Source organism: Nocardia arseniciresistens, from assembly GCF_046764875.1.
In the GTDB taxonomy this organism is placed as follows: Bacteria; Actinomycetota; Actinomycetes; order Mycobacteriales; family Mycobacteriaceae; genus Nocardia; species Nocardia arseniciresistens.
The window spans coordinates 20,517-41,579 of record NZ_JBKORD010000022.1 but is presented as its reverse complement, the minus strand read 5'-3'; the positions used below and the strand labels follow the sequence as shown (position 1 = coordinate 41,579).

General features: G+C 66.8%; 19 protein-coding genes. 7 read left to right on the top strand and 12 right to left on the bottom strand.

The features are described from left to right. Positions 1–58 precede the first annotated feature (58 nt). Positions 59–544 (top strand): nucleotide exchange factor GrpE, encoded by a 486-nt coding sequence (gene grpE, locus ACLMAJ_RS32835; RefSeq protein ID WP_412017764.1) that lies wholly within the window; start codon positions 59–61, stop codon positions 542–544. Positions 545–610: 66 nt separating this feature from the next. On the opposite strand, the gene ACLMAJ_RS32830 is transcribed toward grpE, so the two are convergent. The 8 genes from ACLMAJ_RS32830 to rimP form a co-directional block, all read right to left on the bottom strand. Then, a complete protein-coding gene (locus tag ACLMAJ_RS32830; protein WP_412017864.1) occupies positions 611–1,978 on the bottom strand; it encodes an MATE family efflux transporter in 1,368 nt (455 codons plus the stop codon). Between the two features lie 148 nt (positions 1,979–2,126). Next, entirely contained in the window at positions 2,127–3,143 is a 1,017-nt protein-coding gene (locus ACLMAJ_RS32825; RefSeq protein WP_412017763.1) for a DHH family phosphoesterase, read from the bottom strand. A 13-nt stretch (positions 3,144–3,156) separates the two neighbouring features. Beyond that, on the bottom strand, positions 3,157–3,603 hold the full coding sequence (rbfA, locus tag ACLMAJ_RS32820; RefSeq protein ID WP_412017762.1) for a 30S ribosome-binding factor RbfA: 447 nt from the start codon (positions 3,601–3,603) through the stop codon (positions 3,157–3,159). Between the two features lie 27 nt (positions 3,604–3,630). Beyond that, positions 3,631–3,921 carry a DUF503 domain-containing protein gene (locus tag ACLMAJ_RS32815; protein WP_412017863.1) on the bottom strand — a complete coding sequence of 97 codons (291 nt, stop codon included), beginning with the start codon at positions 3,919–3,921 and terminating at the stop codon, positions 3,631–3,633. Between the two features lie 101 nt (positions 3,922–4,022). Next, positions 4,023–7,070, bottom strand: a complete 3,048-nt coding sequence (infB, locus tag ACLMAJ_RS32810; RefSeq protein ID WP_412017761.1) for a translation initiation factor IF-2 — start codon at positions 7,068–7,070, stop codon at positions 4,023–4,025. Positions 7,071–7,178: 108 nt separating this feature from the next. Then, positions 7,179–7,514 carry a YlxR family protein gene (locus ACLMAJ_RS32805; protein ID WP_412017862.1) on the bottom strand — a complete coding sequence of 112 codons (336 nt, stop codon included), beginning with the start codon at positions 7,512–7,514 and terminating at the stop codon, positions 7,179–7,181. Between the two features lie 146 nt (positions 7,515–7,660). Beyond that, positions 7,661–8,692 carry a transcription termination factor NusA gene (gene nusA, locus ACLMAJ_RS32800; protein ID WP_412017760.1) on the bottom strand — a complete coding sequence of 344 codons (1,032 nt, stop codon included), beginning with the start codon at positions 8,690–8,692 and terminating at the stop codon, positions 7,661–7,663. After that, positions 8,689–9,336: a ribosome maturation factor RimP gene (rimP, locus tag ACLMAJ_RS32795; RefSeq protein WP_412017759.1), complete on the bottom strand. Its 648-nt coding sequence runs from the start codon at positions 9,334–9,336 to the stop codon at positions 8,689–8,691. Before rimP ends, nusA begins: the two co-directional genes overlap by 4 nt. Positions 9,337–9,529: 193 nt before the next feature. Here rimP and ACLMAJ_RS32790 point away from each other — a divergent pair, with 193 nt between their 5' ends. Continuing rightward, complete coding sequence (locus tag ACLMAJ_RS32790) at positions 9,530–10,156, top strand: hypothetical protein (protein WP_412017758.1); 627 nt, start codon at positions 9,530–9,532, stop codon at positions 10,154–10,156. Further along, positions 10,153–10,587 (top strand): ferritin-like domain-containing protein, encoded by a 435-nt coding sequence (locus tag ACLMAJ_RS32785; RefSeq protein ID WP_412017757.1) that lies wholly within the window; start codon positions 10,153–10,155, stop codon positions 10,585–10,587. The genes ACLMAJ_RS32790 and ACLMAJ_RS32785 overlap by 4 nt, the downstream gene beginning before the upstream one ends. 98 nt (positions 10,588–10,685) lie before the next feature. Here ACLMAJ_RS32785 and ACLMAJ_RS32780 read toward each other — a convergent pair whose 3' ends face one another. Together ACLMAJ_RS32780 and ACLMAJ_RS32775 are read right to left on the bottom strand one after the other, a co-directional pair. After that, positions 10,686–12,437, bottom strand: coding sequence for an acyl-CoA dehydrogenase family protein (locus tag ACLMAJ_RS32780; protein ID WP_412017756.1), 1,752 nt, complete (start codon positions 12,435–12,437; stop codon positions 10,686–10,688). Between the two features lie 130 nt (positions 12,438–12,567). Further along, positions 12,568–14,316, bottom strand: coding sequence for a proline--tRNA ligase (locus ACLMAJ_RS32775; protein WP_412017755.1), 1,749 nt, complete (start codon positions 14,314–14,316; stop codon positions 12,568–12,570). 58 nt (positions 14,317–14,374) lie between these two features. On the opposite strand from ACLMAJ_RS32775, the gene yaaA reads away from it, so the two are divergent. Next, on the top strand, positions 14,375–15,118 hold the full coding sequence (gene yaaA / locus ACLMAJ_RS32770; RefSeq protein ID WP_412017861.1) for a peroxide stress protein YaaA: 744 nt from the start codon (positions 14,375–14,377) through the stop codon (positions 15,116–15,118). A gap of 42 nt (positions 15,119–15,160) precedes the next feature. On the opposite strand, the gene ACLMAJ_RS32765 is transcribed toward yaaA, so the two are convergent. Both ACLMAJ_RS32765 and ACLMAJ_RS32760 read right to left on the bottom strand, forming a co-directional pair. After that, the gene (locus ACLMAJ_RS32765; protein WP_412017754.1) at positions 15,161–15,850 is read right to left on the bottom strand and encodes an NADPH-dependent F420 reductase; all 690 of its coding nucleotides are present in this window, start codon (positions 15,848–15,850) and stop codon (positions 15,161–15,163) included. Positions 15,851–15,882: 32 nt separating this feature from the next. Beyond that, complete coding sequence (locus ACLMAJ_RS32760; RefSeq protein WP_412017753.1) at positions 15,883–17,484, bottom strand: PucR family transcriptional regulator ligand-binding domain-containing protein; 1,602 nt, start codon at positions 17,482–17,484, stop codon at positions 15,883–15,885. A 225-nt stretch (positions 17,485–17,709) separates the two neighbouring features. Here ACLMAJ_RS32760 and ACLMAJ_RS32755 point away from each other — a divergent pair, with 225 nt between their 5' ends. The 3 genes from ACLMAJ_RS32755 to ACLMAJ_RS32745 are packed head-to-tail and all read left to right on the top strand — an operon-like array spanning position 17,710 to position 21,063. Continuing rightward, entirely contained in the window at positions 17,710–19,200 is a 1,491-nt protein-coding gene (locus tag ACLMAJ_RS32755) for a CoA-acylating methylmalonate-semialdehyde dehydrogenase (protein WP_412017752.1), read from the top strand. Between the two features lie 35 nt (positions 19,201–19,235). Beyond that, positions 19,236–20,606 (top strand): aspartate aminotransferase family protein, encoded by a 1,371-nt coding sequence (locus tag ACLMAJ_RS32750; RefSeq protein ID WP_412017751.1) that lies wholly within the window; start codon positions 19,236–19,238, stop codon positions 20,604–20,606. Positions 20,607–20,655: 49 nt separating this feature from the next. Continuing rightward, positions 20,656–21,063 (top strand): PPOX class F420-dependent oxidoreductase, encoded by a 408-nt coding sequence (locus tag ACLMAJ_RS32745; protein WP_412017750.1) that lies wholly within the window; start codon positions 20,656–20,658, stop codon positions 21,061–21,063.

Here is a 21,063-nt window from a genome sequence, read left to right as displayed (position 1 = left end):
ACCAGCCGTATCCGGCTGGTACCCAACCCGAACGATCGGCGCCGGTTATGGTGCGAATATGACGGAACCAGCCGCCCGCCCGACCGAGGATCCGGGGACCACGCTCGACCATCTCGCCGAGCGCATCGAGGACCTGTCCCGGGTGATCGCCCGCCAAGCCGCGACCATCGAGCGCATGGTCGATAGCGCCAAGACGCGCGCCGAGCAAGACCGCGCGGGAGCCGACCTCCCCCTCGTCGTCGAACTGTTCGCCCTGCACGCCGACACCGCCGCCTGCGCCGCCACCGCGCAGTCCCGCCGCGAACGCGAGGCCTTCGACGCCATCACCACCCGCGTCGAACGCCTCATCGTCGGCCGCGGCGGATCCCTCGTCGCGCCACGGCCGGACGCGCCCTTCGACGCACTCACCATGGAGGCGGCCGACGTGGCGAAGACCGATGACCCGGCAGCGGATCGCACCATCGACAGCCTGGTCCAGCCCGGCCTCATCGTCTCCGGCCGTTCCCTCCGCCCCGCAACGGTCGTCGTCCGCCGCTACCTGTAGCGATAACCGGCCCAGCCCAGGCGATCTCGACATCGAACCTGGGGGTCGCTACCAAGTCTTCCGAGCTCAGACGGCCGTGCGCCCCCGACCAGGAACCTCTGTACCGACCTGTGCCCAACGCCCCGACTCGGCCCTCCACACCACCGCGACCAACCGCAACAACATGAATGCGACAAGGCCGGACCAGATTCCGGCCAGGCCCCAGTCGAAGGCCAGCGATAGCCAGATCGCCGGGAGGAAGCCGAGCAACGCGGCACCGAGAGTGGTTGTGCGCAGGTAGGCGGCATCGCCCGCGCCGAGCAGAACGCCATCGAGAGCGAAGACGATGCCAGCGACCGGGATAATGGCGACGAAGAACCACCAGGCGACGTGCGTGCGGTCGAGCACGGCGGGGTCGTCGGTGAAAAGTTTCGGAATCACGACGACTCCCGCCGCGAAGAAGGCGGCCAGGAGCATCGCGAAGATCTCCGACCAGCGGGTGATTCGACGCGCCAGACTGCGCGCGCCCCGCGCGTCACCGGCGCCGAGCGCGGCCCCGACAAGGGTTTGGGCGGCGATCGCGAGCGAATCCAAGGTCAGCGCGAGGAAATTCCAGAGTTGCAGCACCAATTGGTGGGCGGCGACGGACGCGGCACCGAATCGGGCGGCGACCGCGGCCGCCGAGACGAAACAGGCTTGGAAGGCGAGACTTCGAACGATCAGGTCGCGACCGAGCACCAATTGCGCGCGCATCACCGTCCAGTGCGGAGCCAGTGAAATGCGTTCGCGCATCACAGCGCTCAGAAATAGCACCGCTGTGACGGTCTGCCCCACAACATTGGCCACCGCGGAGCCGGATAACTCCAGCCTCGGCGCGCCGAGTAACCCGTGCACGAGCACCGGGCACAGCACTCCCGAAATCGACAGCCCGGCAATAACGAACAGCAACGGACGACGAGTCTCCTGCACCCCACGCATCCACCCATTGCCTGCCATCGAGATCAGGATCAACGGCACCCCGAACAATGCGATCCGCACCCAGACCAGCGCCTCCGCCGCGATATCTCCGCCGCCCGCGATCACGCTCGTCAGCGGAATCGCGAACGCCTGCACCGCAACAAGAATCAGCGCCCCCAACACCACCGCGATCCACGTCGCCTGCACACCTTCGGCCACCGCCCCGCGCTCGTCCCCCGCACCATGTCTGCGCGACGCGCGCGCGGTCGTGCCGTAGGACAGGAAGGTCAGCTGCGAACTCGCCTGAGTCAGAATCAATCCCCCCACCGCAAGCCCTGCCAGCGCCAACGCCCCCAGCCGCCCGACCACCGCAAGATCGAACAGCAGGTAGATGGGTTCGGCGACGAGCACGCCCAAAGTCGGCACCGCGAGCCCGAGGATCCGCCTCGGCCCGGCATCCGCCGCCGGATCGTCGCGCTCCCGCGGCGGCGCGACAATGCCGGACTCGTTCCCCACGCTCTCGCCGAGATCCTCAGCGCTCACCAACACCTCCCCTTGACCCGACTTCGCTGTCGCACAACATATAGCGGCTGGGTACGACACAACCTGGCGCCAGCGCACGATCTGAGGAGAGCCGCTGCGTTGCTCACCCGAAGGCGGCCAGCAGTGCCGCAACGACGGATTCCGGGGTGCCGTTGGTGGTGTAACCGGCGGCGAAGTGGTGACCGCCGCCGCCCAAAGTGGTTGCTATCGCGGCCACATCGATGCCGTCATGGGCGCCGGGAGTGGTGTCGCGGGATCGCAGCGAAACCGTCCAGCGCTGCGGGATGGTTCGTGATTCCTTGAAGACCGCGGCAACGCCCGCTTCCGCGGTGGTGCGGACGATGTCGACGACACTCTCCGCCTCTTCCGAGGTCACCTCGGTCACGTCGGCGCAGCGCACGAACGCGTAGACCAGGCCGGCGCCACCGAGCGCCGCGGGAACCAACTGCGCGGAGGCGAGGACACGGGACAACATCGGCAGCCAGTTGAATGGATGAGTATCCATCAGCGTGCGGGAGATCTCCGCACCGTCGATACCGGTGGCCAGCAGTCGTTCGGCCAACTGGTGCGTCCCCGGGCGGACCCAGCGGAACGAACCGGTGTCGGTGACCAGCCCCGCGTAAAGGCAGTGCGCCACTTCCGAATCGATCGGCACCTGCCAGGCATCGAGCAGCCGAACGAGCACGCTTGTGGTCGACTCCGCGTTCGGATCGATCACGTTGATCATCCCGAACCTGGTGTTGGATCGGTGATGATCGAGCACCAGTGTTGTTGCGGCACCGGACAATCGGTCGGCGAGGGCGCCGAGCCTGCCCGCACTACCGCAGTCGACGGCGACGAGCAGGTCGACCTCACGCGGTACCTCCGCAGGCACCACCAGGTGCTGCACGCCGGGCAACGACCGCATCGAAACGGGCAACTCGGCAGGTTCGGCGAACGACACCCACACCGGAATGCCGCGACGATGCAATACCAGCGCCAACGCCAGCCCGCTGCCGATGGTGTCGGCGTCGGGCTGCACGTGGCACAGGATGGTGACCGAGCGCGCCGTGGTCAGCGCAGCGACGGCCGGATCGAGATCGGCCGCACCGAGGCCGACCGCTTCGGGCATCGTCGTCATCGTCTACCGCATGTCACTCGTCGTCGGTATCGCGTTCGACCTTGTACGGGTCGGATTCGCCTGCGTGCGTTGCGCTGGCCGCCACCTTCGCCACCGCTTCGTCGGCGGCCCTGGCCTTGGCCAGCAACGCCTCCATGTCCGCGGCGACCTCGGGCACCTTGTCGAGCACGAAGGCCAGCGTCGGGGTGAATTTCACACCGGTACCGGCGCCCACCTTCGAACGCAGCACGCCCTTCGCCTTCTCCAGACCCATGGCCGCGCCCTCGTAATCGGGTTCGACGTCCAGGCTTTCACCGAGCACCGTGTAGTACAGCTTGGCGTCCCGTAGATCCGGGGAGACCTTGGCGTCGGTGATGGTCACGAAGTTCAGGCGCGGGTCCTTCACCTCGTATTCGATCGCGGTCGCCACGATCGCGGAAATCCGCTTGGCGAGTCGGCGTGCCCTGGCTTGATCCACCATGGCTGAACCCTCCTCAGCATTAAATCATCAGTCTTCGGGTCCGAAGATCCTGCGGCGCACTGCCAGCAACTCTAACTCCGGACGAGCGGCAACGTGCCGCTCACATTTGTCGAGTACCTCGGTCAGGTGTTCCATTCCGGAACTGACCATGGCAACTCCCAGCAACGATCGGCGATGCCGATCGTGTTCCCCGCCCTCGGCGGCACTCACGCCGAAGCGTTGCAATTCGGCCAGGACCGGCCGAATCACCGAACGCTTCTCTTTGAGTGAATGCACGTCACCGAGCAGGATGTCGAACTCCAGTGCACCGACGTACACGTACACCTCTTCAGCATCGAAAGGTAGTCGGGTGGAGACGTCGCGCCCACCCGGGCCCAGCTTTCGCCGGGGACGGGCAGGCGCGACGGCAGTTGCGACTATTAGTCGCGCGGCTTCTCTCGCAGCTCGTAAGCCTCGATGATGTCGCCTTCCTTGATGTCGCTGTAGGTCAGCGTCAGACCACACTCGAAGCCCTCACGGACCTCGGTCGCATCGTCTTTCTCCCGCTTCAGCGACGAGATCGTCACCGTCTCGGCGATCACCACGTTGTCGCGGAGCAAGCGCGCCTTGGCGTTGCGCTTGACCGAACCCGAGGTGACCATGCAGCCCGCGATGTTGCCGATCTTGGAAGACCGGAAGATCGCACGGATCTCGGCGCGACCCAGCTCGACCTCTTCGTAGATCGGCTTGAGCATGCCCTTGAGGGCCTTCTCGATCTCATCGATGGCTTGGTAGATCACCGAGTAGTACCGAATGTCGACGCCCTCGCGGTTCGCCAGCTCGGTCGCCTTGCCCTCGGCCCGGACGTTGAACCCGATGATGATCGCGTTCGACGCCGACGCCAGGTTGACGTTGGTCTCGGTGACGCCACCGACACCACGGTCGATGACCCGCAGCCGGACTTCGTCGTCGATCACGATGCCGAGCAGCGCCTCTTCGAGGGCCTCGACGGTACCGGAGTTGTCACCCTTGAGGATCAGGTTGAGCTCCGAAGTCTCCTTCAGTGCGGCATCCAGATCTTCCAGGCTGATCCGCTTGCGGCTGCGTGCGGCCAGCGCGTTGCGCTTACGCGCATTGCGACGGTCGGCGATCTGCCGAGCGATCCGGTCCTCTTCGACGACGATCAGGTTGTCACCCGCGCCTGGCACCGACGTGAAGCCGATGACCTGCACCGGACGCGACGGCAATGCCGCGTGGACATCCTCGCCGTGCTCGTCGACCATGCGGCGAACACGGCCGTAGGCGTCGCCCGCCACGATCGAGTCGCCGACCCGCAGTGTGCCGCGCTGGATGAGCACGGTCGCCACCGGACCACGGCCGCGGTCGAGGTGCGCCTCGATGGCGACACCCTGCGCGTCCATATCCGGGTTGGCCCGCAGGTCCAGCGCCGCGTCCGCGGTGAGCAGGACGGCTTCGAGCAGTGCCTCGATGTTGATGTTCTCCCTGGCGGAGATGTCGACGAACATGGTGTCGCCGCCATACTCCTCGGCCACGAGACCGTATTCGGTCAGCTGCTGCCGGATCTTGTCCGGGTTCGCGCCTTCCTTGTCGATCTTGTTGACCGCGACCACGATCGGCACGTCGGCCGCTTGGGCGTGGTTGATCGCTTCCACCGTCTGCGGCATGACGCCGTCGTCGGCGGCAACGACCAGGATCGCGAGGTCGGTGGCCTTGGCACCACGGGCACGCATGGCCGTGAAGGCCTCGTGACCGGGGGTGTCGATGAAGGTCACGAGACGCTCGTTGCCTTCGAGGGAGGTCAACACCTGGTAGGCACCGATGTGCTGGGTGATGCCGCCGGCTTCGCCCTCACGGACGTTCGTCTTACGGATCGTGTCCAGCAGTCGAGTCTTACCGTGGTCGACGTGACCCATGACGGTCACCACCGGCGGACGGATCTCGAGGTCGGACTCGTCGCCCTCGTCCTCGCCGTAGGTGAGGTCGAACGAGCTGAGCAGCTCGCGGTCCTCGTCCTCCGGGCTGACGACGTGCACGACGTAGTTCATCTCGCTGCCGAGCAGCTCGAGGGTCTCGTCGTTCACCGACTGGGTGGCGGTCACCATTTCGCCGAGGTTGAACAGCGCCTGGACCAGCGAGGCCGGGTTGGCGTCGATCTTCTCCGCGAAGTCCGAGAGCGATGCGCCACGGGCGAGACGGATGACCTCGCCGTTGCCGCGCGGCAGGCGAACGCCACCGACGGCAGGAGCCTGCATGTTCTCGTACTCGGCGCGCTTCGCCCGCTTCGACTTACGACCACGACGGACTGCACCGCCGGGACGACCGAACGCACCTGCGGCACCGCCGCGGCCACCGGGACCACCCGGACGACCACCGCCGCCACCGGGACGACCACGGAAACCACCGGCCGCGGGAGCACCCGCGCCTGCACCGGGAGCACCCGTGTTACCGCCGCCACCACCGGGACCGCCGCGGTAGCCACCGCCACCGCCGCCGCCACCGGGACGACCGCCGGGACCACCCGGACGACCGCCGGGACCGCCACCAGGACGACCGGCACCCGCGCCGCCGCCCGGACCCGGACGGGCCGAACGAGCAGGCATCGCACCGGGATTCGGGCGCGGCGGCATCGAGCCGGGGCTCGGACGCGGACCACCGGGACGGGGACCACCCTGACCCGCGGCAGGACGGGGACCGCCCTGACCGGGAGCCGGACGAGCGCCGCCCTGAGCAGGAGCTCCGCCGGGACGGGGGGCGTGCCCCGGACCCGGGCGAGGACTGCTCTGGCCGGGGGCGGGACGCGCCGCGGGGCGCTCACGCTCTGGAGCAGAGGAATAGGGATTGTTGCCGACCCGAGGAGTCTTGGGGCCGGGCTTCGGACCACCGGCGGGACCACCCGGACGCGAGCCGGAGCCCGGTGCCGGAGTACCCGGACGCTGCTGTTGCGGCTGAGCGGGACGCGCACCACCGGGGGTCGGGCGCGGACCGGCGGGAGCCGGAGCGGCCTGCGCGGCGGGCGCCGACGGTGCGGCGTCCTGAACCGGCGCGGTTTCGCGGGCGGCGGGAGCCGCGGGCGCCGGCTTCACAGCCGGACCGGGGCGCACCGCATCGGCGACGCGCTCGGCGGGCCGAGCGACGGGCTCAGCGGCTGCCTGCACGACAGGAGCCGCCGGGGTAGCTGGCGCGGCCGGAGCCGGAGTACGCGGACCAGGACGCGGGCCACCCGGAGTGGGCTTGGCGGACGGACGGGCCGTCGATGCGGGTCCGGGACGTGCCTCGGACTTGGATGCTCCGTTGGTCGGGGCGGACTTCGACGCCACCGACTCGCGCAGCCGACGTGCGACAGGTGCTTCCACCGTCGAGGACGCCGACTTCACGAACTCGCCTTGCTCCTTGAGCTTCGCGAGTAGTTCCTTACTTGTGACACCGAGTTCTTTAGCCAACTCGTGCACGCGGGCCTTGCCTGCCACTGCTCTCCTCACTGAGAGGTCGAGCAGTGCCTCCGCCTAGGGAAGGCGGGCCCGCACGACCTCGGGTTATCTCCGACGGACGTTCATCGTTGGTGCTTCACGGTGTGCTCATGAGTGCTCGTGCCTGTTCTCGAGGTACTTCTCCAGGGCTGAGATATCCAGATGTCCGGACACTCGTAGTGCTCTGCCGAATGCTCGGCGTCGCTCTGCTGCGGTCGAACAAACCGAAACGGGGTGCAGCCAGGCACCCCGTCCGGGAAGTCTGCGCTGTGGATCGGGAACGACCACAAAAACATGAGAACCATCTTCACCGGTCTCACATTCCTGCGCCACGATCCGCAACAGGTCGACGGCCAACTCTCGCTTCCGGCATCCGATACACGTTCGCACCGGAGCGGCCGGGCGCTTGGGCGCCGTGGACTGCTTGCTGGTGCGTTCGGGCAAGGAAACCGAAGGCTCGCGTTGAACCTGAGACCACTCTACCGCTGCCTCGGTCGGAACACCGAACCCCGCCCCCGCGGAAGTTACCAACATGTCATCCGGAACCTCCGGTGTCGGGCCCGTACGCGACTCACCGTGAGCGGTCCCGGTCAACTTCGATGCGCCTCAGTTCGCACACTGCCGCCGCCCGTGTCCGGGGCCGCGTCGCTGCGGATATCGATGCGCCAGCCGGTCAGGCGGGCGGCGAGGCGGGCGTTCTGACCCTCCTTGCCGATCGCGAGCGAGAGCTGGAAGTCCGGCACAACCACACGTGCGGCGCGCGTATCCGGATCGACGACAGTGACCGAAACCACCTTCGACGGCGAGAGCGCATTGCCGACGAAAGTCGCCGGATCCTCCGCGTAGTCGATGATGTCGATCTTCTCGCCCGCAAGCTCGCTCATCACGTTGCGCACCCGCTGCCCCATCGGGCCGATACAGGCGCCCTTGGCGTTGACGCCCTGCACGGTGCTGCGCACCGCGATCTTGGAGCGGTGCCCGGCCTCACGGGCGACCGCGACGATCTCGACCGAGCCGTCGGCGATCTCGGGAACCTCGAGCGCGAACAGCCGACGCACCAGGTTCGGATGCGTCCGCGACAGCGTGATCTGCGGGCCACGAGGGCCACGCGAGACGCCGTAGACGTAGCACTTGATGCGGTCGCCGTGCTCGTAGGTTTCGCCGGGCACCTGCTCGGCGGGAGCGATGAGCCCCTCGGTCCCGTGCGTCTCGCTGCCGATGCGCACCACGACGGTGCCGCGCGCGTTGGCGCGCGCGTCACGCTGCACAACGCCGCCGACGATGTCGCCCTCATGGGTGGCGAAGTCGCCGAAGGACTTCTCGTTCTCGGCATCGCGCAGCCGCTGCAGCACGACCTGACGTGCGGTTGTCGCGGCGATTCGGCCGAATCCCTCTGGGGTGTCGTCCCATTCGGAGATCATGTTGCCGTCGGCGTCGACATCCATGGCCATCACCCGCACCACGCCGGTCTTCTGGTTGATGTCGATGCGCGCGTTGGCCTGGTGGCCTTCGGTGTGCCGGTAGGCGGTGAGCAATGCCGACTCGATCGCGGAGATCACGGTCTCGATCGAGATCCCCTTGTCGGCGACAATCGCGCGCAGGGCTTCGATTTCGATGTTCATTCCACGATCCCTTCGGTCGGCGAATCGGATGCTGTTACTGATTCGGGCAATGCTTCGGTTTCTAGAACTTCCTCTTCCTCTCCCGGCTGCGGGCGGCCGGGAGCGACTCCACCCGCGAGTTCGAGCTCGCGCGCACCCGGCGGCGAGAAGTCGACCTGGACGACGGCCTCGGCGATATCGGCGAGCGCCACGCTCACCCGGTGTGGGTTGCGTTTGCCGCCGAGCACCAGCGCCACCGTGCCATCGGTGAGCTCACCCACCCTGGCGTCGAAGGTGTCCGATCCACCCGAATCAGGGGTGGGCGCCCCTGGGCGTAGTGAGATCCGCACTTTACGGCCACGCGCGCGATGCCAGTGCCTGTCGACGGTCAGCGGGCGGTCGATACCGGGTGTGGTGACTTCGAGCAGATACTCGGTCTCGCCGAAATCGTCTGCCTCGTCGAGCCGCTCGGAGAGCTCCTTGCTGAGTTCGGCGATGGTGTCCAGATCCGAACCGTCATCGCTGTCCACGATCACCTTCACCCGAGCCTGCGCTTCCGCGTGCTTGCCGGCCGTCGAAATCTCGACGCCCTCGAGGTCGAACCCTCGGCGTTCGACGAGTCCAGCAACGAGCTGGCTCAGCCTTTCCTCGGTCGGCATCGGCATGTGGGGCGGCTCCTGGTTCAGTTGTGACGTGACGGGGAAAATTCTCTACCCAAGGTCTAGCGTAACGCGCCACGAGAGTGTAAAGGACCAGCGGCCTTAGGCAAGTTTCGTGTGCGTACGACCGCCGCTCCCCGGTGTTCGGAACGGTCGGCGGGTGGTCAGGGGCATCGCGCGAATCTGGCACGATGGTGCCGTGCCCATCCGCCTTCCCGCCCCGCCGCGCGCCGGGTGCACCTCCGGCATTCCCGACGACCGGCACGGTCGCGCCGACGGCCTATCGGCCGCTCGCGGCAGTACCATCGACCGCCGCACCGCCTTACGGCTGGCCGGTGGCGGTACGCTCGGCGCGCTCGCTCTCGGCGCGGCAGCCGGTTGCGCCGACGACAGGATCTACGAGCCGGATCCGCTTGCCGCACAAGAGACCCTGGCCCGCGCCGACGCCGCGGCCGCAACCGCGGCGATCGCGCTGACGCCGCAACGGCACGTCGCGCTCACCACGATCGCGAGCGAACGCACCGCACACGCCGACGCTCTGCTTGCCGAGATCACCCGGGTGATCGGAGCCTTCGGCGATGGCACCACCCCGACGCATCGCACGCACTCGATGGACGCACCGGCAGGCACCGGTCCATCCCCCGCCGCCTCCGGTACGGCCGTGCCGCCCTCGGCGCCGCCGACCATCGACCAGCTACGCGACCGGCTCAACATGTCCCAGCAGTCGGCGGCCGATCTCGCACGCACCCAATCCGCTTACCGCGCGGGCCTATTGGCCTCCATCAGCGCGGCCTGCGCGACCGAGGCGGGAGTATTGCTGGCATGACCGATGCCGAACGTCAGGCCCTGCTCGACGCACTGAACGCCGAGTACGCAGCGGTATACGCCTACGGCGTGATCGACGCGTTCGCCTCCACCGAACGCGACCGTCTCGTCACCCAGTACACCGCCGCACACCGTGCCCGCCGCGACAGCACCATCGAAACCCTGGCCGCGGCGGGCAGCACAGTGCCGCCCCCTGACGCGGCCTACACGGCCCCGTTCCCGGTCGATGACCCGATCCCGGCGGCAAACTTCGCCGTCACCGTGGAAACCGACTGCACCGTCGCTTGGCGCTCCGTGGTCGAACGGGCGGGCACGGAGGTCGTCCGCCGCATCGGCATCGAAGCCCTCACCGAGTGCGCTCTGCGCGTGGCCGGCTGGCAGGCGATCCTGGGCACGAACCCTCCAACGATCGCATTCCCGGGCAAAGTCTGACCGCTGGATCCGCCCGGGCCACCATTGCCCCTCGAGCGAGTCAGAGAGCTCGGCCGACCTCGCCTGCGAGTTCGGCCGAGCCCGGTGAATTGCGGCGACTACGGACGCATGGTGTACGCGCCGTCGTAGGACGCCACCTGGGTCCACACACGGTCGAAACGTTCGCGGTCGGCGAACGGCGTACGCAGGGCACCGACGGCCCAGTCCTGTTGTGCGGCAGTCGCGGTCGGCTTGCCGTAAAGAGTAGTGGCATAGGTGTTGAAGTCGCGGATCTGGAAGTCGAAGATCTGCTCGAGCACGTCGCGGTCGAGGCCGGTGACGGCGGCCTGCTCCAGGATCAGCTGGCCGTAGACCACCAGTGAGAACAGGTGGCCGATGGTCAGCATGAAGTCCAGGTCCTTCTGCTGCGCGGCGTCGGGAGCGGCCGTGGTCAGCAGCGTGCGCAGGGCCTGGGCCTGCTCGTAAAAGCGGGCCACGTTCGCGACGTCGGTGTGCTTGTCGTAGACCGGAGTCCAGTCGGCGAACTGCACCTTGCCCGCGCCGCGGGCGGGACCCTGCTTGAAGAAGAACTCGTCGTCGCCCGCGTCGAGGCGGGTGCCGACCTCCGGATAGTCCTTCGGGTTGAACAGGTAGTTCGGCATGAACTTCAGGATCTGGCCGACATTGACGTGCACGGTGCCCTCCAGCCGGGGCAGGGTGCCGATGTAGCGGGCGACCTGGGCGAAGTAGGTGTTCTTCTCGAATCCCTTTGCGGCGAGCACATCCAGCAGCAACGTCATGACGGTCTCGCCCTCCGAGGTCACCTTGGACTTCGTCATCGGGTTGAACAGCAGGTAGCGGCGATCCTCGAGGCTCGCGGTGCGGAAGTAGTCGACCGCGCGATCACTGAACAGCTTCATCGCGGTGATGCGCGCGTAGGCATCGACGAAATTCGTACGCACATGTGGGAAGTCGGTGACGGGGTTGCCGTAGAGGATGCGGTTGTTCGAGTGGGTGATCGCCTCGTAGAACGAGTGCTCGACCATACCGATACTTCCGTGGCACAGGTTGAACTTGCCGACGTTGACGGTGTTCAGCGCGGCCGAGAAGGCCTCGGGACCGGTGGACAAGATGTCCTCGGCGGTCACCGGGTAGTTGTGCAGCGCGAAAGTACTGACGTACAGCTGGCCGTGGATGACGTTGTCGATCAGCTCGTAGTCGTCGCTGCGGCTGTCGGCGGCGAACCACACGTAGCCCTCGGCGCCTTCGATGTCGGCGCGACGGGAAAAGATCGACACCATGCTCGCGACATTGCCGTTGCCGATGTAGTACTTGGTTCCGTTGGCGCGGAACAGGATTCCGGACTCGGCGTCCGCGCTGCCCGGCTCGGTCGGCGTCAGCACCAAATCGGTGTTGTAGATGTCGGCGCCGTGATCGCGCTCGGACAGGCCGAATGCCATCACCTGACCGTCGACGAGATCGGCGGCGGCGCGCTTCTTGGCGGCCTCGTTGTCGCTCTGCCAGATCGGGCCGAGGCCGAGGATGGTGACCTGCTCGGCGTACCAGTACGCGAGACCGTAGAACCCGAAGATCTCCGACAGCGCCGCATTACGGGCCGCGTCCCAGCGCCGGTTCTCGTCACCGTCGGCATAGGCGGCGGGTGTCAGGAAGGTCGCGAACAGCTTTTCCTTCTTGGCGAAATCGAGAAACTCCGACACCCACACCGCATTCGCATCGTCGGTGAGCAGCTGACGCTTACCCCGCGATTCGAACCACTCGATGGTGGCCTTCAACAGTCGCCGCGTCTCGGCGTCGAACTGCTGCGGGTCGTAGGTGGCGGGGTTGAACAACAGCGCGTCGGTGCTCGTCATGAGGGTTAACTTACCAGCGAGTAACAGCGGTCAGGAGGGGGTCCGCCATTGTCGATGAGACGGATCCTCCCTACGGAACCGTAGGTCAGGCGCACTTTCCGCGCCCGACCCTGCACCTCGCCTCCGACTGTCAGCCGCGCACCTGCGCGAGCACCGAGTCCACCACCGATTCGGCAGGCACTTCGATCGCTTCGCCGGTGAACCGGTCACGGATCTCGACCTTGCCCTCGGCCCAGCCCCGCCCGACCACCACGACGACCGGCACACCGATCAGCTCGGAATCCTTGAACTTCACCCCGGGTGAGGCCTTGCGGTCGTCGAGGACCACCTCCAAGCCCGCAACGTCCAGTTGCGCGGCAACCTGCTCGCCGCCCTCCTTGGACGACTCGTCTTTGTTGGCGATCACCACGTGCACATCGAAGGGAGCGACCTCGCGCGGCCAGCGCAGGCCCTTGTCGTCGTGCTGCTGCTCGGCGATGACGGCCACCATCCGTGACACTCCGACACCGTAGGAGCCCATGGTGAGTCGGACCGGCTTGCCGTTCTCGCCGAGTACGTCGACGTCGAAGGCGTCGGTGTACTTGGTGCCGAGTTGGAAGATGTGTCCGATCTCGATGCCGCGCGAGGCGACGAGCAGACCACGCCCGTCCGGCGAGGGATCACCGTCACGGACCTCGGCGGCCTCGATGGTGCCGTCGGGGGTGAAGTCGCGGCCGGCGACCAGGCCGACGACGTGCTTACCCTGGCTGTCCGCGCCGGTGATCCAGGCGGTGCCGGTACCGACACGGGGATCGACCAAGTAGCGAACCCCGTTGTCCTGCAATGCCTTCGGCCCGATGTAACCCTTCACCAGGAATGGATTGGCTGCGAAATCTGCCTCGTTGATCAGCTCGACCTCGGCAGGTTCGACGGAAGCACCGAGGCGCTTGTCGTCGACGTCGCGGTCACCGGGGATACCGATGCCGAGAAGCTCGGTTTTGCCGTCAGGGTGGCGCAGCTTCACTATGACGTTCTTCAAGGTGTCGGCCGCGGTGACGGGGCGGCCGTAAACACTCGCCTCGTTGGCCCATGCGACCAGCGTCGCGATGGTCGGCGTGTTCGGAGTGTCGTGCACGACGGCCTCGGGCTGCCCCTCGATGGGCAGCGGTTCGGGAGCATGCGTGATGACCGCTTCCACGTTGGCCGCGTAGCCGGATTCGACGCACCGCACGTAGGTGTCCTCACCGACCGGACTGTCGGCGAGGAACTCCTCCGACGCGCTGCCGCCCATCGCGCCGGAGGTGGCGGCGACGATGACGTAATCGACCTTCAATCGCTCGAAGATGCGCTGGTAGGCCTCGCGGTGCGCGGTGTAGCTTGCCTTCAGTCCGTCCTCGTTCAGGTCGAACGAGTAGGAGTCCTTCATGATGAACTCACGCCCACGCAGGATGCCCGCGCGCGGACGCTCCTCGTCGCGGTACTTGGCCTGAATCTGGTACAGCGTGACGGGAAGGTCTTTATACGAGTTGTATTCGCCCTTCACGGTGAGCGCGAACAGCTCCTCGTGAGTGGGGCCGAGCAGGTAGTCGGCGCCCTTGCGGTCCTGCATCCGGAAGAGAGCGGGACCGTATTCGGTCCACCGGTTGGTGGTCTCGTACGGTTCGCGCGGCAGCAGCGCAGGAAGTGAGATCTCTTGCGCGCCGATGGCGTCCATCTCTTCCCGGACGACCTTCTCGACCCGGCGTAGTACCCGTAGGCCCAGCGGCAGCCACGAGTACACACCCGGGGCGACACGGCGCACGTATCCGGCGCGCACAAGGAGTTTGTGGCTGGGCACCTCGGCGTCGGCGGGGTCGTCGCGCAGGGTACGCAGGAACAGGCGGGAGAGGCGGGTGATCACGGAACCACAGGGTAGTCGCTGGCCAGCCGACATCTGCAACGCATTACCGTATCCGCTCGTGCTGGTGCTGCTGCCTCCTTCCGAAACCAAGTCCGACGGTGGTTCCGACGCGCCTCTGGAGCTGGCGGCGTTGACGATGCCGCAGCTCACCTCGGTGCGCGACCGTCTGATCGACGAGGTGGTCAAGCTGGCCGCCGACCCCGACGCCGCGCGTGCGGTCCTCGGTCTCGGCAAGGGGGCCGACGCCGAAATCGTCCGGAATGCGAGCCTGCGCTCCTCCCGCACCCGGCCCGCGCTGGAGCGCTACACCGGCGTTCTCTACGACGCACTCGACGCGCGCGCCTTCACCAGGGCTCAGCGCGCCAAGGCCGACGCCCGCCTTGCCATCGGCTCCGCACTCTTCGGCGCCGTCCGCGCCACCGATCCCATTCCCGCCTACCGCCTCTCCGGCGGCTCCAAACTTCCTGGCCTGCCCACTCTTTCGGCACTGTGGCGCGACGCGCTTCCGGACGCGCTGCACGCCGAAGCCGCCGGCGAGCTGGTCATCGATCTCCGTTCGGGCACCTATCAACAGCTGGGCCGTGTCCCCGGCGCGATCACCGCCAACGTCCTCACTGAACACCCCGACGGCTCCCGAACCGTGGTGAGCCATTTCAACAAGCACCACAAGGGCCTGCTGGCCCGGGCCCTCGTCCTCACCCGCGCCGATCCGACCGACATCCGCGCCGTCGCCCGCATCGCAACCAAGTCGGGTCTGAAGACCGAGATCGCCTCCCCGACAGAGCTGTTGATCCTCACCTGAGGCACACAGCCAGGGAGCGCCGAACCCGCCTCCCGGCAGCCGCTACCGCTGCGCCGCCGCCAGTGCCGCCCGGACCTTCTCGGCGGAAGCCGGGGCAGCATCGTGGTCACTGAATGGAAGGGCCACCGCGTAGGGATCGCCGTAGGCCGGGGTACCGACCTGGAAACGCCAGCTTTCGTTCAAGGCGCCGACGTCGACGACGTCGTAGCCGAAGGCATCGAGAAGTTCGGTGGCGACAGTTTTCGCATCGGAGTTGTCACCTGCGATCGGCAGTGCGGTGCGCTCGGAGGAACCCTCGGAACGGGCGAGCGCGGCAAGGTGTGGGAAGTAGATATTGTTGAACGCCTTGATGATTCGCGAAGTCGGCAGGTGCCGCTGGAGCAGTTCACCGCTGGTGGTGGTGCCCGCGTCGAGCTCGGGAAAGCGACCGTCCCTATCCGGGTAATAGTTGTTGGTATCGATGACAACCTTGCCCGCGAGCGGTTCGACCGGCACCTGCCGATAATTGCGCAGCGGCACCGTGACAACCACGATGTCCCCCGCCGCGGCCGCCTCCTCAGCCGTTGCCGCCCTGGCACTCGGACCGAGCTCGGCCACCAGCTCGCCCAACGTCTGCGGCCCACGCGAATTACTCACTACAACATCGAATCCGGCGGCCACAGCCAGCCGAGCCAGCGCGCTACCGATATGCCCGCTACCGATCAATCCCAGTGTCGTCATGTCCGCATCCAACCCACCACACCCCGCCGATGTTCCCGCCGGGTTTACAGTTTTTCGGCGTTCGCGGTGAGGTCGCGGATGAGTAGCGCGGTGTGCAACGAGGTGCGGGATTCGCCATCCTCCAGATCGACATCAAGGATGCGCTCGATGCGGGCCAGCCGGTCGTACAGTGTCGGCCTGCTGATGTTGAGCCTGCGCGCGATTTCGGTCTTGTTGCCCGCCACATCGAGGAATTGCCGCAGGGTGCGGACCAGATCGGCCGCGTGCCGAATGTCGAAGCGCAGCAACGCGCTCAACTCGGTCTCGGCGAAGCTCTGCACGCCGGGTTCATTGCGGATCAGCGAGAGCAGCCCACGCAGTCGGACGTCACCGCCGCGATAGAAAACTCGCGGTGCCGACGTCTCCAGCGACAGCGCGACCTCGGCGACATGCGCCGCGTGGGCGAGCTCTCGTGCGGTGTCGAGCAGGGACTCCGAATCCGCGCCGACACCGACGACAACCCGCTGCACGCCGTCGACGCGGCGCACCTCTGCGGTAATCGCCGCACAGACCACACGTAGCACCTCGTCGAGCACGGCGGAGCGCGAGACAGCGAGGATTATGCTGATCCGATCGCCGTGGTCGGCCGCGGTCAGTGCGGTGGCTTTCGCCAAACCGAGGCCGTGAGTCACCGCGTCGAGCACGCCCGCGCTGCGGCGCTGCCTGGCGACCTGATCGGATTCGTCGAGCGCGGCCACATCCATCGCCAGCGGCACGTACTTCACCCGGCGCGCAAGCAAACCCAGCGCTGCCGCCCTGGCCTGCGCGTCACGTTCGTCGAGAACCCTGCCGTTGACCATGTCATCGATGAGCCCGGTCTGCGCCTGCCGATGCAGACCGAAGCGATCCTTGTCGATCATCCGATGCAGGGTCAGCGTTTGGGCGGCGCGCTCGAGGACCGTGCGCGCCCGCGGTGTCGGCACCCCGCTCGAACGCAGGATCAGCCTGCCCCACCGCTGGGTGTGCGGCCCGACGGCCACCACATCCCAGCCTTCGGGCAGCATGCGCGAGGTGCTCTCCCAGTTCTCCAGGATCGCCGAGGTGGTGGTGTGCCGCGCGGTCAGCGCGAGCACGCGGTGCGAAAGGTCTTCGAGCACCACCGAACAGTCGAGCATGCCCGCGGCGGTCTTGACGATCTCCGCAAGCGAGGCACGACGGACGCTGAGTTCGGTGAAGGTCTCGTGCACCGTTCGTGCGAACTCCAGCTCCGCGTACTGGTCGGCCACGATCACCCGGTGCACCGCCTCGGTGATCTCGACGAACCTGGTGACCCTCCGCAACGCGATCACCGGAAGCCCGAGCGCATCGGCCGTACTTGCGACCACCGGCGGCAATTCCGGCACGGCGGCACCGAGTTCGACGACAAGTCCGGACACCCCTGCCGCCGCCAAGGCCGACAGATAGTCGACGGTCGCCGCATCGCTACCGCTCAAGGCTGGTCCGGTGGTCAAGATCAGTTCACCGCCGGACAGCAATCCGGCGACAGCGGGAACATCGCTGACGTGCACCCACCGCACCGGACGATCGAGCGATCCCCCACCGACGACCTGCGGCTCCCCCGCACGCACCACCGGCATGGCCAGGACATCGGCAACAGAAAGCAGCACCTGACGAATCGTAATACGAATACGCGAATCGCGTACAGATCGTCGGCCCGCATCAGCCGATTCATGCGGAAGAGTAAGCCTCGACAACGTCACCCCGGCGCATGCCGGGATCCGGCAAAGCACGGGTACGGTCACCGGCTCCCGCGCATTCTGGATCCCGGAACACCAGGGCACCGGCACCCGAAGGCTCTACACACCGACGCTCACGGATCGAATCGAGGAGATATGCAGACAATCGCGCATTGGGTGGACGGTAAGGGCTTCGCCGGAACGAGTGCGGCGAGCGCGCCGGTGACCAACCCCGCGACCGGCGTGGTGACCGGGCAGGTAGCTCTGGCGAACGTCGCGGACGTCCGGACGGCCATCGATTCCGCGACCGCGGCGTTCCCCGCGTGGCGCGACGCCTCGCTTGCCCGGCGGACCCAGGTGCTGTTCAGGTTCCGTGAACTGCTCAACGAGCGCAAGGAAGCGCTGGCCCGACTGATCACCGCCGAGCACGGCAAGGTGCTCTCCGATGCGCTCGGCGAGGTGACCCGCGGCCTGGAGATCGTCGAATTCGCTTGTGGCATCCCGCATCTGATAAAGGGTGGGTACACCGAGAACGCATCGACGAAGGTGGACATCTTCTCTATCCGCCAGCCATTGGGGCCGGTGGCCGTCATTTCGCCGTTCAACTTCCCCGCGATGGTGCCGATGTGGTTCTTCCCGGTCGCGATCGCGGCGGGCAATACCGTCGTGCTCAAGCCGAGCGAGAAGGATCCGTCCTCCGCGCTGTGGATGGCCGAGCTGTGGCACGAAGCAGGGTTGCCCACAGGGGTTTTCAACGTAGTGCAGGGCGATAAGGTCGCGGTCGACGAGTTGCTGGACAACCCGGGTATCAAGGCGGTCTCGTTCGTCGGCTCGACGCCGATCGCGAAGTACGTCTATCAGCGCGGCACCGCGAACGGCAAGCGGGTGCAGGCACTCGGCGGCGCGAAGAACCACATGCTCGTGCTGCCGGACGCGGACCTGGATCTGGCCGCCGATGCCGCGGTCAACGCTGGTTTCGGCTCCGCGGGCGAGCGCTGCATGGCGATCAGCGTGGTACTCGCGGTCGGCACGGTCGGCGACGAACTGGTCACCAAGATCGCCGAGCGCGCCGCGACGATCAAGACCGGTGACGGCACCCGCAACACCGATATGGGTCCGTTGGTGACCCGCGAGCACCGCGATCGCGTTGCCACCTATATCGATGCGGGCGAATCCGCCGGAGCCACCGTCGTTCTCGATGGCCGCGGCGTCGAAGCCGACGGCGAGGTGAACGGATTCTGGCTCGGGCCGACCATTCTCGATCACGTCGGCACCGAGATGAGCGTCTACACCGACGAAATCTTCGGCCCCGTCCTGTCGGTGGTCCGGGTCGACACCTATGACGACGGGCTGGCGCTGATCAACTCGAACCCCTACGGCAACGGGACCGCGATCTTTACCAACGACGGCGGCGCTGCCCGGCGCTTCCACAACGAGGTGGAGGTCGGCATGGTCGGCATCAATGTGCCCATCCCGGTTCCCATGGCGTACTACAGCTTCGGCGGTTGGAAGAACTCGCTGTTCGGCGATTCGCACGCGCACGGCACCGATGGCGTGCACTTCTTCACCCGGGGCAAGGCCGTCACCAGCCGCTGGCTCGATCCGAGCCATGGCGGACTCGAATTGGGCTTCCCACAGAACAAGTAATGCCCGCAGACCGAGTGACGCAGGAGAACCCGCCGATGACTCTGCCCAACGGATCGACCCCGGACCAGGCAAGACGGGCCGCTGCCCGCGCCTATGAACTCGACCGCCTGCATGTTTTCCACTCGTGGTCAGCGCAAGCACAGATCACGCCGATGACCATCACCGCTTCACAGGGTTGCCATGTGTGGGACGGCGACGGCAACAGGCTGCTGGATTTCTCCTCCCAGTTGGTGAACACCAATATCGGCCATCAGCATCCGAAAGTCGTTGCCGCGGTGCAGGAGCAGGCGGCCAAGCTCTGCACCGTCGCACCGCAGCACGTCAACGAGGCGCGCTCGGAGGCCGCGCGGCTGATCGCCGAGCGCACACCCGGTGACCTGAACAAGATCTTCTTCACCAATGGCGGCGCCGACGCCGTCGAACACGCGGTGCGGATGGCGCGGCTGCACACCGGCCGCTACAAGGTGCTGGCGCGCTACCGCTCGTATCACGGCGGCACCGAGACCGCGATCAACCTCACCGGTGATCCGCGGCGCTGGCCCAACGACCACGGAAACAGCGGCGTCGTGCACTTCTTCGGCCCGTTCCTGTATCGGTCACAGTTCCATTCGAGCGACGAAACCGAGGAAACCGAGCGCGCGCTCGCACATCTCGAGCAGACCATCGCGTTCGAGGGACCGAGCACCATCGCGGCGATCATCCTCGAATCCATCCCTGGCACAGCGGGAATCATGGTCCCGCCGCCCGGCTACCTGGCCGGAGTCAGGCAGCTCTGCGACAGGTACGGCATCATCTTCATCGCCGATGAGGTGATGTCAGGGTTCGGTCGCACCGGAAAGTGGTTCGCGATAGAGCATTTCGAGGGCGTCGTCCCTGATCTGCTCGCCTTCGCCAAGGGCGTGAATTCCGGGTATGTGCCGCTGGGCGGTGTCGCGATCAGTCCGGATATCGCCGCGACGTTCGACGATCGAGCGTATCCGGGTGGGCTGACCTACTCGGGTCATCCCCTGGCAACGGCAGCGGCGGTGGCGACGATCAACGCGATGACCGACGAACGCATCATCGAAAACGCCGCCGACATCGGTGCGCGCGTGCTCGGCCCCGGCCTCCGGGAGCTCGCCGAGCGTCACCCGAGCATCGGAGAGGTCCGCGGCATCGGTGTCTTCTGGGCGCTGGAACTCGTCCGCGACAAGGCCACCCGCGAACCGCTCGCCCCCTACGGCGGCAGCAGTCCGGCCATGAACGAGCTCGTCGCCGCCTGCCGCGCGGCGGGCATGCTCGTGTTCGTCAACTTCAACCGGTTGCATGTGGTGCCGCCATGCGTCGTCAGCGAGGGCGAGGCGAAGGAAGGTCTGGCGATGCTCGACCATGCCTTGCTGACAGCCGACCAGCACGTCGGCCGATAGCCGACGAGAGCCGGGAATGCACTTGGTGCGCGAGGTGTTTCAGTTGGGCATGACAGCTGTACTTTCCGATGACCTGAAGAAGTACCTGGACGAGTCGAAGGTATTCGCGACCGCGGCGACCATCGGGCCGAACGGACAACCGCACCTCACCGTCATCTGGCTGAAGCGCGACGGTGACGACCTGCTGTTCTCCACCACCACGGACCGGCAGCAGGGCAAGAACCTCGCCCGCGATCCGCGAATCACGGTGCTGATCAATCCGGCCGACAACCCGTATGTGTACGCGGAGATTCGTGGCACGGCCACCCTCACCCCTGATCCGGACAAGACGCTGCCCAACGAGTTGTCGCAGCACTACACCGGGCTGCCCTACCTGGAGTTCAACCCCGCTTCCGTCAACGACGGCCCCCGCATCATCGTGCGCGTCACTCCACGCAAGGTCGCGGGCCGCCTGTGA